The organism is Kitasatospora sp. NPDC088160 (genome assembly GCF_044741445.1).
Taxonomy (GTDB): domain Bacteria; phylum Actinomycetota; class Actinomycetes; order Streptomycetales; family Streptomycetaceae; genus Kitasatospora.
The window spans coordinates 91,602-105,900 of sequence record NZ_JBIUSS010000024.1 but is presented as its reverse complement, the minus strand read 5'-3'; the positions used below and the strand labels follow the sequence as shown (position 1 = coordinate 105,900).

Sequence of the window (14,299 nt, the reverse complement as noted above, 5' to 3'; positions counted from 1 at the left end):
CTCCCCCGGTCCGCTTCCTCGGTACGGGTCAGCAGTCCACGGCGCACTCGAAGCGCGTCGGAACGTAGGTGACCCACGGGTCGGCGAGACACGCGACCGGGGCGAGGTCCGCGTCGTGCTCGTCCTCGAAGACGATGGCGTCCTCGTCGATGTCCAGCAGGCCTGCGTCGCGGATCTCGGTCACCACTGCGCTCATGGGTGGTTCCTCCCTTGGGGGTTGGACCTGCTCTCCTGGATCACGCCGGGCGCGCGGGACACCTGGGCACGCTGATGCGACGTGACCCGCAAGAGGGGGCCTGGGCCGGTGTTCCTTGCGGTTGGCGCCTCATGCTAGCCACGCCGACCGGTCCGCGACAGGGGTTCGACACCGCCAACTCGGCCGCTCAGCACCGCGATTCCCGGCGACCGGAACGGACCGTTCAGTCGCTCACCAGGCGGCGGCCGGTGATCTCGTCCGGGCTGATCCGGATCCAGCAGGTCCGGTCGCCGCCGGCCCAGGGGATGGCGCCGGGGAGGCCGGCCAGGTGGTGCAGGACGGCGGGGTCGTGCACGTGGTGGGCGGTGCCGAGGAGGAGGACGCTCCAGCCCCGGCCGAGGTATTCGTCGATGTGGTCGATCTGGAAGGAGAGCGAGGTGCCCTCGGCCGGGGCGCCTCGCTCGGTGGTGCGGTAGGCGATGGCGGCGTCGTCGACGACGTAGTTGACGGGGACGACGACCGGGCCCGGCTGGAGCGGCAGGGCGATGCGGCCGACGCCGTGGGTGCCGATCAGCTCCCAGCACTCGGGTTCGGTCAGGCCGAACAGCCGCGGGTGCGGGCCAGGGCCGCCCTGGCCGGGCGGGGCGTCGGCGCGGCCTTCGAGCAGTTCGCCGCGGCTGAGGCCGAGTGCGGCGGCGATCCGGACGAAGCCGCCGGGATCGAAGGCCGGTCCGGCTTCGAGTAGGTAGCGGAGGTAGCGGGGGGCCATGGCCGCCTGGTGGGCGAGGTCGTCCTCGCTGAGGCCGAGTTGTTCGCGCCGCTCGGCGATCCGGCCGGCCACGGCGGCGGGTTCGGCCCGGTCGACGGCGTCAGGGGTGTCGTTCACGGTGGTGGCTCCTCGGCTTGCCGGCGGGTGCCCGAGGTCGTGTCCCGGGGTCGTGTCCGGGCGGTGACCAGGCCGGATCCATCCAAGCGCCCGGCGTGCGCCAAGTCGAGGAACGGCGGGGCGCCGTGCGTGTCGGCCCCGGCCGGGATGTTCGACGCGGGCCGGGACCGGTGGCGGGCCGAGGGCACGGGCCCCGACCCGGCCAGCTCCAAGATCAACTTTCGAACATCTCACATCTGCTTATAGATAAATTCATACGATCGGGTGAGTTTGGCGACGGTGCACACCCGATGGTTTGCACCGGTCCTCACGGCCCCTCATCGAACACGCTCACGCCCCCTCGGTGCGGCCGGAACAATCGTCGCGGCGGGTCGGCCGAGGCCGAATCCCCGCCTCCGCAACGAACTTGACGCCAACTCAGTTCTCCCGACCAGAACAGGGGCCAGCCATGACGACCGAGACCGTCCAGCAGAGTCAGCAGAGCAGGCAGAGTCTCAGCACCTCAGCCGCCAGGAACCTGGCCACCACCACCAAGACCGCGCCGCAGATGCTCGGGATCACCCCCCGCTACCTGCTGCGCGCCCTGCCCTGGGTGGACCTGGAGGCCGGGGTCTACCGGGTCAACCGCCGCCGGGGCTTCATCCTCGGCGACGGGCAGATCAGCACCTACGTCAACGGCGACGGCGCCTCCCGGGTGATCGCCGAGGACCTGCGCGAGCTGCCCTTCCTCAGCCAGGTGGACAGCCCGCTGCTCACCGCCCTCGCCAACGGCTTCGTCGAGCGCGAGGTGGCGCCCGGCGAGCTGATCGTCGACGCCGGTGCCCCCGCCGAGCAGCTGCACCTCATCGCGTTCGGGCGAGCCGAGCAGCGCGCCACCGGGGAGTACGGTTCGGACGCCCTGATCGCCGTCCTCGGCGACGGCGACTTCTTCGACGCCACCGCCTGGGTCGACGGCACCCCGATGCCCTACCGGGTCAAGGCGGTCAGCGCGTGTACCGTGCTCTCCCTCGACCGCCGGATGCTCGTCGAACTCGCCGACCGTGAGCCGTCGTTGCGCGCTCAGCTGGACGCCTTCGGCAACGACCGCCGGGAGCCCGCCGACCGCGAGCACCCGATCGACCTCACCTCGGGCCACTCCGGCGAGCCGTACCTGCCGGAGACCTTCGTGGACTACGAGGAGGCCCCCCGCGAGTACGAGTTGAGTATCGCGCAAACCGTCCTCAAGGTGCACACCCGGGTCGCGGACGTCTACAACTCCTCGATCGACCAGGTCCAGGCCCAGCTGCGGCTGACCACCGAGGCGCTGCGCGAGCGCCAGGAGTGGGAGATGCTCAACCACCCCGAGTACGGGCTGCTCAACAGCGTCGTGCCCAACCAGCGCGTGCGCACCCGCAAGGGCGCGCCGACCCCGGACGACATGGACGAGCTGCTGGCCCGGGTCTGGAAGCAGCCGGCGTTCTTCCTCGCCCACCCGCGGGCGATCGCCGCGTTCGGGCGCGAGTGCACCCGGCGCGGGGTGCCGCCGCAGATCGTGGAACTCTTCGGCAGTCCGTTCCTGACCTGGCGCGGCGTCCCGCTGCTGCCCTCCGACAAGCTCGACCTGAAGGGCTCGGCCACCTCGGCGCCCGGCACCACGAACATCCTGCTGATGCGGGTCGGCGAGGACCGTCAGGGCGTGGTGGGCCTGCGCCCGTCGAAGGTCCCGGACGAGGTGGAGCCGGGCCTCTCGGTGCGGGCGATGGGCGTGGACCGGCAGGCCATCACCTCGTACCTGGTCACCAGCTACTTCTCGGCCGCCGCGCTGGTGGACGACGCCATCGCGGTGCTCCAGAACGTCGAGGTGTCGAACTACCATGACTACTCCTGACGGATTCGGGCGCGGTACCGGGGTCACCGGAGTGGGTCGACCGCCGCTCGACACCGGCTCCTCGACGGGCCCGGGAAGCGGCCTGGTACCCGGCCCGGTCCCGCTGCCCGCAGCGCTCGCCCACGCGGCGGGCGGTCCGCGGTACTGGCTGCCGCAGCAGCCGGACCAGGCGGCCCGGGCCGACCCCGCCACCCCGCCCTCCGCACCGCCGGGCGGGTTCGACGTCGAGGCCGTCCGGCGGGACTTCCCCCAGCTGCACCGGGAGGTGAACGGCCACCCGCTGGTCTGGCTCGACAACGGGGCCACCACCCTCAAGCCGCGCCAGGTGGCCGAGGCGGTCGCCGAGCACTACTCGATGGGCACCTCCAACGTCCACCGCGGTGCACACACCCTCGCCAAGCAGGCGACCCAGGTCTACGAGGAGGGCCGCGAGGAGGCCGCCAAGCTGCTCGGCACCCAGGACGCCGGCGAGATCGTCTTCGTCCGGGGCACCACCGAGGCCGTCAACCTGGTGGCACAGTCCTGGGGCCGCGCCAACCTCGGCGTGGGCGACGAGATCCTGGTCTCGGCGGCCGAGCACCACTCCAACCTGGTGCCCTGGCAGCTGATCGCCAAGGAGCGCCGGGCCCGGATCCGGCCGATCCCGCTGCTCCCCGACGGGCAGCTCGACCAGGACGCCTACCGGGACCTGCTCGGGTCGCGGACGAAGCTCGTCGCGCTCACCCACGCCTCGAACGTGCTGGGAACGGTCCCGCCGGTGGCCGAGATGACCGCGCTGGCGCACCGGTACGGCGCCAAGGTCCTGGTGGACGGCGCACAGGCGGTGAGCCACTTCCCGGTGGACGTCACCGCGCTGGACGCCGACTTCTACGCCTTCTCGGGGCACAAGATCTTCGCCCCGACCGGCATCGGCGTGCTCTTCGGCAAGCGCGAGCTGCTGGAGGCCATGCCCCCGTGGCAGGGCGGCGGCAACATGATCGACTCGGTGGGTTTCGAGGAGACCTCCTACGCGCCCGTACCGCACCGGCTGGAGGCGGGCACCGGCCACATCGGCGGGGTGGCCGGCCTGCGGGCGGCGCTGCGGTACCTGGCCGGGCTGGACCGCCAGGCCGCCACCGCGTACGAGGAACAGCTCACCGCGTACGCCATGGGCGCGCTGGCGACCGTCCCCGGGCTGCGCCTGATCGGCGACGCGCCGGAGAAGATCGGGGTGCTGACCTTCCTGCTCGCCGGCACCGACCCGATGGCCCTGGCCGGGGCGCTCGACCAGCAGGGCATCGCGGTGCGCGCCGGGCACCACTGCGCGCAGCCGGCGCTCGCCGCCTTCGGCCTGCAGAGCGCGGTGCGGGCCTCGCTGGCCCTGTACAACACCGTGCAGGACGTCGACGCCCTGGTGTCCGCCCTCCAGGGCGTCCAGGCGGCCTCGGCGGGGTAGGCCGGGGCGGCGGCGGGCGGGTGGGCACCGAGAAGGGTGCCCACCCGCCCGCCGTCCGCGGCGTCGCCGAACGGACCGACCGGCGGAGCGGACGGCCCGTCAGGATCCCCGGCGCACGCGGCTGTCGATCCCCGCGGCCGGGGCGCATACTGTCCTGCGCGGCTCGCACCCGCGCGACAGGGCCCGTTCCGGACCCGGCCCGGGCTGCGCCGCTACGGGGAAGGTCGGACGAACGTGGCAATTGTCGTTCTCGTCGTCGTGCTGGCGCTGTTCTGGCTGATCACCGGCGTGCGGGTGGTGCAGCAGTACGAGCGCGGCGTGGTGTTCCGGCTCGGCCGGGTGCGCGAGCAGGTCCGCCAGCCGGGCCTCACCCTGCTGGTGCCGGTGGTCGACCGGATGCGCAAGGTCAACGTCCAGGTCGTCACCATGCCGGTGCCCGCCCAGGAGGGCATCACCAAGGACAACGTCTCCGTCAGCGTCGACGCCGTGCTGTACTTCCGCGTCGTCGAGCCGGTCAAGGCCACGGTGGACGTCCAGAACTACTCCTTCGCGATGCTTCAGGTCGCCCAGACCTCGCTGCGCTCGATCATCGGCAAGAGCGAGCTGGACGATCTGCTCTCCGGCCGGGAGAACCTGCACCAGGGGCTGGAGGTCATGCTGGAGAGCCCGGCCACCGGGTGGGGCGTGCACATCGACCGGGTGGAGATCAAGGACGTCAGCCTGCCCGACTCGATGAAGCGCTCGATGGCCCGCCAGGCGGAGGCCGACCGCGAGCGGCGGGCCCGGATCATCACCGCGGACGGCGAGTTCCAGGCCGCCGCCAAGCTCGCCGAGGCCGCCGTCACGATGTCCGAGACCCCGGCGGCGATGCAACTGCGGCTGCTGCAGACGGTGGTCGAGGTCGCGGCGGAGAAGAACTCGACGCTGGTGCTTCCGTTCCCGGTGGAGCTGCTGCGCTTCTTCGAGGCCTCCGCCGCCCGGGCCGCCGAGGCGGGCTCCGGGCCGGCGCCCGCCGTCCCGGCCCAGGCGCCGTCCGACGCCGGCTGACGGCCCGCCCGCACGGCCACGGCCGGTCCGGGGCCCACCCCGGACCGGCCGTCGGCCATCAGCCATCGGCCTGACCGTCCGTCACGGACGGACGATCGGCAGCAGCACCTCGTCGACGATCTCCGCCGGGTCGAGCTGCGCCGGCGCGCCGCCGCACATCTTGATCCGGTACAGCATCAGCGCCGGGACGACGTCGGTGACCAGGGGGGTGACGGACCCGGGGCGGACCTCGCCCCGGGTGGCACCGCGGGCGAGCACCTCGGCGATCAGCGCGGCGGTGGGCTCCACCACCCGCTCCAGCACGATCGCCAGGAAGGTGTGGGCCCGGTGCCGGTCCAGCTCGCCCATGATGGCCCGCACGGCGGCCCCGGGTTCGCTCAGCATCGCCGCGCGCAGCCTGGTCACCACCTCCAGCAGGTCCCCTCGCAGGCCGCCGGTGTCGGGCGGCGGGCCGGCCGGGGGCAGGCAGGCGCGCAGCGCGTCCTTGACCAGTTCCTCCTTGGAGGGCCAGCGCCGGTAGAGCGCGGCCTTGCCGGTCTGCGCGGCGGCGGCGACGCCCTCCATGGTGAGCCGGGCGTAGCCGTCGGCGGTGAGCTGCTGGAGGGCGGCCTCGAAGATGGCGTTCTCCAGCGCCTCGCCGCGCCTGCGGAGCGGGGCGCCCGTCGCCGGTCCGCGCGCGACTGCGGGTTCAGCGGGCATGGCTGCGCACCTTCTTCGGTTCCACCTCTCGACACGCCCGTTCACCGGCTGTCCGCAATGAACGGATGTGTTCCCTATATCCAGGGCCACTGTCGATGTTAGTGAACGAACCCGTCCCGTCCCAATCGTTCGCCCCCCGGCCGTCGCGGACCGCGCCGGCGCCGTCTGACCGGCCTGCCATGGCTCTCCCTCCCCTCGCCCGCGTATCGACGGCCGTCCGCCCGACGCGCCGCCCCGCCGGAGCGCGATCGCGTCCGGGCCGGAGGCCCTCGATACGCGGGGCCGCCGTCAGGACACCGTCAGTGACGACGCCCGCGCAGTCAAGGGGGCGTCAGGATCGCCCACCCCCCGAGGGTCCGCGGCCTAGGCTCGGACTCGTCCCCGCCCGGCTGACGCGGGCCCGGCGCCCCGTCACCGCCCTCCGGAGCATCCACAAGACACGCCCTCAGCCGCCCACACCCGATCGATCCGCCGCGTCGGACGATACGTCAACGAAGGTGAGGTCCCCGTGGCCGTTCTCGGCGCCTTCCACCGCCGCCAGCCCCTCCCCGCCAGCTGGCCCGCATCCGCACCGGCGCGCGGCTCGGTCGCCGCGACCCTGTCCGCGATCGTGCGCAGGCTCGCCGACAGCCCCCTGGACAATTCCGTGCTCCAGGCCGTGGGCGCCCCGACCGCCTCCAGGGGCGCCGGCGCCGCTCGCCGCACGGTGCGGATGCGGGCCAGCTGGCGGGCCGTCACCACCCCCGACGGCACCCGCCGGCTCGAAGCCCGCTGGGGCCCCGGTCGCTGAACACCCCGAGAGCCGGGCCCGCCCCGGCGGCCCCGACAGCGCGGAGCCATCACGTGCGCACGCGTGCACGCATCGGGCGCGCGCCGATCTACGATGAGCACATGAGCACAAGCACCGACCTAGCAGCTGCACACGGCTCGCAGGAACAGGGGCAGGGCAGCGGCGAGCGGCTGGACGTCGCCGCGTCCGTCCTCGCCCTGCTCGCGGACCGCACCCGGCTCGCGCTGCTGCACCGGCTCGGCGCGGGCGAGGCCGACGTCACCTCCCTCATCGAGGCGTGCGGGGCCCCGCGCACCTCCGTCAGCCAGCACCTCGCGAAGCTCCGCCTCGCGGGCCTGGTCACCACGCGCAGGGACGGGCGCCGCGTCGTCTACTCGCTGCGCCACGGGCACCTCCGGCGGCTGGTCGACGAGGCGCTGAACGTCGCCGACCACCAGATCGGCTCCCTGCCGCCGCACGACTGACCCGCCGCACGACCGACCCACCCCCGCAGCCCGGAACGGCAGCGAGAGCCGCACCACCGTAGCCAACACGTGCACACGTATGCACGTGTTGGCTACGATGGTGCCGCCTCACCACGCCGCCGACCGGGACGGGGCCGATGCTGTCCACACTGCGCAACCGCACCTACCGCCACCTGTTCGCAGCCCAGGTCATCGCCCTGGTGGGCACGGGCCTGGCCACCGTGGCGCTGAGCCTGCTCGCCTACGACATCGCCGGCGCCGACGCCTCAGCGGTCCTCGGCACCGCGCTGGCCGTCAAGATGGTCGCCTACGTGGCCGTCGCACCGGTGGTCGGAGCCCTCGCCGACCGCGTTCCGCGCCGAACGCTGCTGGTGGCGATGGACCTCACCCGCGCCGCCGTCGCGCTCGCCCTGCCGTTCGTCAGCCAGGCCTGGCAGATCTACGTCCTGATCTTCCTGCTCCAGGCCGCCTCGGCCGCCTTCACACCGGCCTTCCAGGCCACCATCCCCGAGGTGCTGCCGGCCGAACGGGACTACACCCAGGCGCTGTCGATGTCCCGCCTCGCCTACGACCTGGAGTCCCTGTTCAGTCCCGCGCTCGCCGCGGGCCTGCTCGCCCTGGTCCCGTACACCTGGCTGTTCACCGGCACCACCGCGGGCTTCCTCGCGTCCGCCACCCTGGTCGTCTCCGTCGCCCTTCCCAAGCCCGCCCCCGTCGAGCGGACCGGCGGCGTCCACGCCAAGGCCGCCTTCGGCGCCCGCCTGTTCTGGGCCACCCCGCGCCTGCGGGCCCTGCTCGCCCTCGACCTCGCGGTCGCCGCCGCCGGGGCGATCGTCTTCGTCGACACCGTCGTCGCGGTCCGCGAGCACTTCCACCGCCCGGCGGGCGCGGTCTCGCTCGCCCTGGGCACCTACGGTGCCGGCTCCATGCTGACCGCCCTGCTCCTGCCCCGACTCCTGCGACGGCTCTCCGACCGCGCCGTCATGCTCCCGGCCGCCTTCGCGCTCCCCGCCGTCCTGGCCGCCGTCGCCGCCGTCACCGCCGCGGCCCCGGGCGGCTGGTCCTGGGCCGCACTGCTGGCGTCCTGGGCCGCGATCGGCGCCGCCTGTTCCGCCGTCCTCACGCCGGGCGGGCGCCTGATCCGCCGCTCCGCCGCCGACGCGGACCTGCCCGCCGCCTTCGCCGCGCAGTTCTCCCTCTCGCACAGCTGCTGGCTGCTCACCTACCCCCTCGCCGGCTGGCTCGCCGCCGGCGCCGGCCTCCCGGTGACGGCCGTCGTCCTCGGCGCCATCGCCCTGCTCGCCGCCACCGCCGCCACCGCGATCTGGCCCGCCCGCGACCCCGCCAGGCTCGACCACGTCCACGCCGACCTGCCCCCGGGCCACCCCCACCTCACCGACGCCCACCCGGCCACGGACGGCTGGCTCCACGGCCACGACTACGTCATCGACCAGTACCACCGCCACTGGCCGCAGGGCCTCGCCGCGCGGGCCAACTAGGGCGTGCCCGGCGGGGGCGACAACCGCATCACCCGGGAGGGTCAATCCAGCGGGAATAAATGAAGAGCTGTTCATGTATTCCTGTATGGTCGACGCGTCGCCCCGTCCTGCCCGCGTGGAGGAACACCACAGCAATGTCCGCAACCCTCACCGAGCGCCCAGCCGCCGCAGCCCCGCGCGGCGGCGCCGCTCCCAAGCGCCGTACGCGCGTCTTCGCGCTGGCCGAGGCCCGCTGGGCCGCCGCCGCGACCGTCGCCTTCCTGACCGCCCTGCCGCTCCAGCTGACCGGCGCCCCGGCCTGGGCCTGGGGGCCGCTGTACGCGATCGCCTACGGCACCGGCGGCTGGGAGCCCGGCTGGGCCGGCCTCCGGGCGCTGCGCGAGAAGACGCTCGACGTCGACCTGCTGATGATCGTCGCCGCGATCGGCGCGGCCTCGATCGGGCAGGTGATGGACGGCGCGCTGCTGATCGTCATCTTCGCCACCTCGGGCGCGCTGGAGGCGCTGGCCACCGCCCGCACCCAGGACTCGGTACGCGGCCTGCTCGACCTCGCCCCCACCACCGCCACCCGCCTGCTGGACGACGGCGGAGGGGAGACCGTCCCCACCGAGGACCTGGTGGTCGGCGACACCATCCTGATCCGCCCCGGCGAGCGCGTCGGCGCCGACGGCCGCGTCCTGGACGGCGCGAGCGAGATCGACCAGGCCACCATCACCGGCGAGCCGCTGCCGGCCGCCAAGCAGCAGGGCGACGAGGTCTTCGCCGGCACCCTGAACGGCACCGGCGCCCTGCGCGTGAAGGTCGAGCGCGACGCCTCCGACTCGGTGATCGCCCGGATCGTCGCCATGGTCGAGGAGGCCTCGGAGACCAAGGCCCCCACCCAGCTGTTCATCGAGAGGGTCGAGCAGCGCTACTCCCTGGGCATGGTCTTCGCGACCCTCGCCGTCTTCCTGGTCCCGCTGGCCTTCGGGGCCGCCGTGACCGGCTCGCTGCTGCGGGCGATGACCTTCATGATCGTCGCCTCGCCCTGCGCGGTGGTGCTGGCCACCATGCCGCCGCTGCTGTCCGCGATCGCCAACGCCGGCCGCCACGGCGTCCTGGTGAAGTCCGCCGTCGTGATGGAGCGGCTCGGGCAGGTCGACGCGGTGGCGCTGGACAAGACCGGCACCCTCACCGAGGGCACTCCCCGGATCACCGACCTGCTCCCCCTCACCGGCAGCGGCCTGGACGAGGACGAACTGCTGGCCCTGGCGGGCGCCGCCGAGCACCCCAGCGAGCACCCGCTGGCCCGCGCGGTGGTCGACGCCGCCCGCCGACGCGGCCTCGACCTGCCGGTCGCCGAGGGCTTCGCCTCCACCCCCGGCATCGGGGTGACCGCCACCGTCTCCGGTGCCGTCATCGCGGTCGGCGCCCCCGCCCGGCTCCTCGACGGCGCCGCCGACGCGCCCTCCACCGAGACGGAGGCCACCGCCGCAGCCGTCGCCGTCGCCGTCGCCGAGGAGCTGGAGCGCGACGGGCGCACCGCCGTCCTGGTCCAGCGCGACGGCGTCCCGGTCGGCGTGCTCGGCATCGCCGACCGCCTGCGTCCCGACGCCGCCGCCACCGTCACCGCCCTGGCGGCCCTGACCGGCGCCGCCCCGGTGCTGGTGACCGGCGACAACCCGCGCGCCGCCGCCCGCCTCGCCGCCGAGGTCGGCATCACCGACGTCCGCGCCGGGCTGCTCCCCCAGGACAAGGTCGCCGCCGTCCAGGAGCAGGAGCGGGCCGGGCGCAAGGTGCTGGTGATCGGCGACGGCGTCAACGACGCCCCCGCCCTCGCCGCCGCCCACACCGGCATCGCGATGGGCCGGGCGGGCTCCGACCTGGCGCTGGAGACCGCCGACGCGGTCGTCGTCCGCGACGAACTCGCGACCGTCCCCACGGTGATCGCGCTGTCCCGGGCGGCCCGGCGGCTGGTCGTCCAGAACCTGGTGATCGCATCGGTGTTCATCTCCGGCCTGGTCGTGTGGGACCTGGTCGCCACCCTGCCCCTGCCGCTCGGCGTCCTCGGCCACGAGGGCTCGACCGTCATCGTCGGCCTCAACGGCCTGCGGCTGCTGCGCGAGAGCGCGTGGAAGCGGGCGGGCGCCACCGGGCCGCGGCCGGTTCAGGAGCCGGCGCGGGCCCGGCGCAGCAGGTAGGCGCCGGAGGCTGCGGCGAGCAGGGCCATGCAGGCGGTGAAGACCAGGCCGGCGCGGGCCAGGCCGATCGGCGCGGTGAGCAGGCCGATACCGATCACCGGGATCGAGATGCCGAAGTAGGCGACCACGAAGAGCGCCGACAGGGCGCCGCCGCGGTGCTCGGCGGGAGCCGCGGCGGCGATCTCGCCGACGGCTCCGCGCAGGCCCATGCCCTGGCCGGCGCCGCCCACCAGGGCGCTGAGCACCAGCAGGGGCAGGGCCGTCCAGGCGAGGGAGCCCGCCATCAGGGCCAGCCCGGCGATGAGCACCAGGCAGCCGATCGGGATCGCCCGGGCGGTGCCGAGCCGGGGCACCACGAGCTGGCCGAGGGTGGAGGCGAAGAAGGCCGTGCAGACGATCAGACCGACGACGGCCGGGCTGTGGACGCCCAGCCGCTGGGCGAGGAAGGCCGGGCTGACGGAGGTGAAGACGCCCAGCAGGGAGAAGCCCGCGAACGCGGCGAGGCCGGCCGGGACGAACACCCCGCGGACCTCCGGCGGCAGGGACGGCCGGCGCGGCCGGGCGGTGCGCAGCGGGCGGGCGCCGGTGACGGTTTCCGGCAGGAGCCAGGTGACGGTGAAGGAGGCGGCGAGCAGCACCAGGTGCACGGCGAACGGCAGGGTCAGGGGGTGGGCCGTGTACTCGGCGAGCAGTCCCGACAGCACCGGTCCGCAGCCCAGGCCGCCGATGTTGGCGGCGGTCGCGACGAAGCCCGCGCGGGCCTGGTGTCCGGGTGGGGCGAGCTCCAGGACGTACGCGGTGGCGGTGCCGGTGAACAGGCCCGCGGACAGGCCGGACAGCAGGCGGCCCAGGGCCAGCAGCGGGAGGCCGCCTTCGGCCAGGAAGGCGACGGCGCTGCACGCCGCGAGCGCCAGTCCGCAGAGCAGGACGGGCCGGCGTCCGACGGAGTCGGAGACGTTGCCGACGAGCAGCAGGACGCCGATGACGCCGAAGGCGTAGATGGCGAAGACGACCGTCACCATCAGTTCGGAGAAGCCGATCTGCTCCTGGTACAGCCCGTACAGCGGGGTGGGCAGGGTGGTGCCCGCCATGCAGACGGCGAAGCCGGCGGCCGCCCCGAGGTAACCCGCCCGGCCCATCGCGGGTCGCGCGGTCTGATGATCGGTCATTCGCCCACGGTAGGACGGCCGTCGCCGTCGCAGCCACGGCTCGCGGGGCCGACTAGGCCGATCCGCCCAAGAACCGACGCCCGGCCCCGGCCCCGCCCATCCCCGGCGTGGTCGGCCACCGGCTACCGGATCGCGCCGCGGTCCGCGGACAGGCCGTGGGTGGTGCCGCCCCCGGCCCGCACCTGCGTCGGGAGCGCTCCCCAGTAGCGCCGGAACGCGGTGCTGAAGTGCCGGGTGTCCGCATAGCCGCAGGAGCGGGCGACGGCCGCGACGGACAGCGGGCGCAGCGCGGGATCGGCCAGGCGCTGCGCGGCGACGTCCAGCCGTCGGCGGGTCAGGTAGGCGATGATCGTGCACCCCGTCTCCTGCTGGAAGAGCCGTGCTGCGTGGCGCTCGCTCAGGTGGACCTGGGTGGCGACGTCCCGTACCCGTACCGGGCGGTCGAAGTTGTCGTCCAGGTAGCGGGTCATCCGCGCGGCGACCGCCGCCGCGCGCCCACCCGGCACGGGCGTCGGGCGCGGGGCGTCGGGCAGGCCGGCGACGACGCGGGCGCAGGTGAGGACCAGTGCGGGGCCGAGGGCGGCCAGCAGGTCGGGGCTGGCCGGCCCCGGAGCCGCGGCCTCTTCGGCGAGTGTCGCCAACAGCCGGGGAAGCGGGGTTCCGGCGGCCGGGACGACCTGGCGCGGGCCGGCCGCGACGGCGTCGAGCAGGGCGGCGGTCTCCGGGGAGCCGGGCCTGGCGGCCCCGCGCGGACCGCGTTCGGGGACCATCGTCCAGGACCAGAAGACGATGCCGAGCGGGTCCCGGGCGTCGGTGGTGATCTCGTGGACCTCGCCGGGGCGGGCCAGGAACAGCTCGCCGGCTCCGACCGGGTGCTCCAGCGCGCCGAGCCGGAACGTCCCGCGCCCGGCGTAGGCGTAGCAGAACTCGAAGTAGGAGTGGCTGTGCCAGTAGTTGCGCCATGGCTCGGGCGGGTAGAACCCCCAGTCCACGAACTCGACCCGTCGTCCGGCGAGGGTGGTGCCCAGCCGCACGGAGTTGAGCAGGGGCAGGGCGGCGCCCGCCCGGGCCAGTTCGGTCATCTCGGCTCGCCCGCCCCGTCCGTCCTGCGCGCGGTGGGGTCGACGCCCCGCAGCATCATGCCCTGACCAAGGGACCAGGTGTGATCGTCCGTGGTGGGCCGGTCCGCAGGGTCCCGGAACTGTACCAGCCAGGTGGTGCGGGCCTGGTCGGAGGTGTTCAGCCCCGAACCGTGCACGGTGAGGTAGCCGAAGAACAGGACGTCGCCGGCCTCCGCCGGGCACGGCCGGGCGTCCTGGAGCGGCCAGGTGTCGGGCGGCAGGTGCCAGCTGCCGTCCTCGACGTGCGGCAGCGGGCCCTTCCGGTGGCTGCCGGGGACGGCCCTGATGCAGCCCTTCTCCTCCGGGGCGTCGTCGAAGTGGAAGACCGCGGCCGCGACGGTGTGCCGGGCGTGCGGGAAGAACGGGTGGTCCTGGTGCAGGGGGAAGGGGGAGCCGGTCTCCGGAGGCTTGATGAACATCTTCGTGTGGTGCAACTGGAGGTTGGGCCCACCGAGCAGTGCGGCCGCGACGTCCGTGAACCTGGGGTCGACCAGCAGCCGGGCGAAGGCCGCCGAGTGGAACTGCGCGTCGTGGGCGTGCTTGAGGGCCGTGCGTCCGGCGGACGCTCCCGCGACGGTGCGCGCGCTGGCCCAGGTCGGGTCGGCGTCGGAGTCGAGGCGGGCGGCCAGGGCGTGGCACTCCTCCCGCATCGCCGCCGCCTCCTGTCGGCTGATCAGGTTCTTGACGAGGAGGAAGCCGTTCTCGTGGTAGGCGGCGAGGTCGTCGGGGCTGAGGGGTTCGTTCATGGCCTCGACCGTAGGCGTGGGGGCCGGGCCGGACCGAGGGGCGATACGGACGGCCCGGTGGGTTATCCGGACATCGGCCCGCGCGTTCACGTCCCTCCCGCCGGGCCGCAACCGAGCAGTGGCGGCGCTCCCGAGGCGGGGAGCGCCCTCGGCTCGATGCCCGGGCACCGTCGCCTCGATGTCCGAGCACCCCCAACTGG

Annotated in this window: 13 protein-coding genes; 7 read left to right on the top strand and 6 right to left on the bottom strand. The window is 74.2% G+C overall.

Annotated features, from left to right (window positions below):
* Positions 1–28: 28 nt before the first annotated feature.
* Positions 29–196, bottom strand: coding sequence for an SflA family class IV lanthipeptide (locus ACIOGZ_RS32275; RefSeq protein WP_363589549.1), 168 nt, complete (start codon positions 194–196; stop codon positions 29–31).
* A gap of 223 nt (positions 197–419) precedes the next feature.
* Complete coding sequence (locus ACIOGZ_RS32270; protein WP_363589547.1) at positions 420–1,082, bottom strand: pyridoxamine 5'-phosphate oxidase family protein; 663 nt, start codon at positions 1,080–1,082, stop codon at positions 420–422.
* Positions 1,083–1,530: 448 nt separating this feature from the next.
* Between ACIOGZ_RS32270 and ACIOGZ_RS32265 the strand changes: the two genes are divergently transcribed.
* The 3 genes from ACIOGZ_RS32265 to ACIOGZ_RS32255 all read left to right on the top strand — a co-directional run bounded on the left by ACIOGZ_RS32265 (position 1,531) and on the right by ACIOGZ_RS32255 (position 5,431).
* Entirely contained in the window at positions 1,531–2,949 is a 1,419-nt protein-coding gene (locus ACIOGZ_RS32265) for a family 2B encapsulin nanocompartment shell protein (RefSeq protein ID WP_363633677.1), read from the top strand.
* Positions 2,936–4,384, top strand: coding sequence for a SufS family cysteine desulfurase (locus tag ACIOGZ_RS32260; RefSeq protein ID WP_400845000.1), 1,449 nt, complete (start codon positions 2,936–2,938; stop codon positions 4,382–4,384). Before ACIOGZ_RS32265 ends, ACIOGZ_RS32260 begins: the two co-directional genes overlap by 14 nt.
* 234 nt (positions 4,385–4,618) lie before the next feature.
* Positions 4,619–5,431, top strand: a complete 813-nt coding sequence (locus tag ACIOGZ_RS32255) for a slipin family protein (RefSeq protein ID WP_363633553.1) — start codon at positions 4,619–4,621, stop codon at positions 5,429–5,431.
* Positions 5,432–5,512: 81 nt separating this feature from the next.
* Here ACIOGZ_RS32255 and ACIOGZ_RS32250 read toward each other — a convergent pair whose 3' ends face one another.
* Positions 5,513–6,130, bottom strand: a complete 618-nt coding sequence (locus ACIOGZ_RS32250) for a TetR/AcrR family transcriptional regulator C-terminal ligand-binding domain-containing protein (RefSeq protein WP_363589205.1) — start codon at positions 6,128–6,130, stop codon at positions 5,513–5,515.
* A gap of 508 nt (positions 6,131–6,638) precedes the next feature.
* On the opposite strand from ACIOGZ_RS32250, the gene ACIOGZ_RS32245 reads away from it, so the two are divergent.
* The 4 genes from ACIOGZ_RS32245 (at position 6,639) to ACIOGZ_RS32230 (ending at position 11,063) form a co-directional block, all read left to right on the top strand.
* On the top strand, positions 6,639–6,920 hold the full coding sequence (locus ACIOGZ_RS32245; protein WP_363589207.1) for a hypothetical protein: 282 nt from the start codon (positions 6,639–6,641) through the stop codon (positions 6,918–6,920).
* A gap of 101 nt (positions 6,921–7,021) precedes the next feature.
* Positions 7,022–7,384: a metalloregulator ArsR/SmtB family transcription factor gene (locus tag ACIOGZ_RS32240; protein ID WP_363589209.1), complete on the top strand. Its 363-nt coding sequence runs from the start codon at positions 7,022–7,024 to the stop codon at positions 7,382–7,384.
* Between the two features lie 137 nt (positions 7,385–7,521).
* Positions 7,522–8,883: an MFS transporter gene (locus ACIOGZ_RS32235; RefSeq protein WP_363633551.1), complete on the top strand. Its 1,362-nt coding sequence runs from the start codon at positions 7,522–7,524 to the stop codon at positions 8,881–8,883.
* 134 nt (positions 8,884–9,017) lie between these two features.
* Positions 9,018–11,063, top strand: coding sequence for a heavy metal translocating P-type ATPase (locus ACIOGZ_RS32230; protein ID WP_400988635.1), 2,046 nt, complete (start codon positions 9,018–9,020; stop codon positions 11,061–11,063).
* Here the strand turns inward: ACIOGZ_RS32230 and ACIOGZ_RS32225 are convergent.
* From ACIOGZ_RS32225 to ACIOGZ_RS32215, 3 genes are all read right to left on the bottom strand, one after another.
* Complete coding sequence (locus ACIOGZ_RS32225; protein ID WP_400988633.1) at positions 11,030–12,232, bottom strand: MFS transporter; 1,203 nt, start codon at positions 12,230–12,232, stop codon at positions 11,030–11,032. The two genes, ACIOGZ_RS32230 and ACIOGZ_RS32225, sit on opposite strands and share 34 nt — an antisense overlap.
* Before the next feature lie 122 nt (positions 12,233–12,354).
* Entirely contained in the window at positions 12,355–13,314 is a 960-nt protein-coding gene (locus ACIOGZ_RS32220; RefSeq protein ID WP_400988632.1) for an AraC family transcriptional regulator, read from the bottom strand.
* Positions 13,311–14,099, bottom strand: a complete 789-nt coding sequence (locus ACIOGZ_RS32215) for a phytanoyl-CoA dioxygenase family protein (protein WP_363589217.1) — start codon at positions 14,097–14,099, stop codon at positions 13,311–13,313. Before ACIOGZ_RS32215 ends, ACIOGZ_RS32220 begins: the two co-directional genes overlap by 4 nt.
* Positions 14,100–14,299 lie beyond the last annotated feature (200 nt).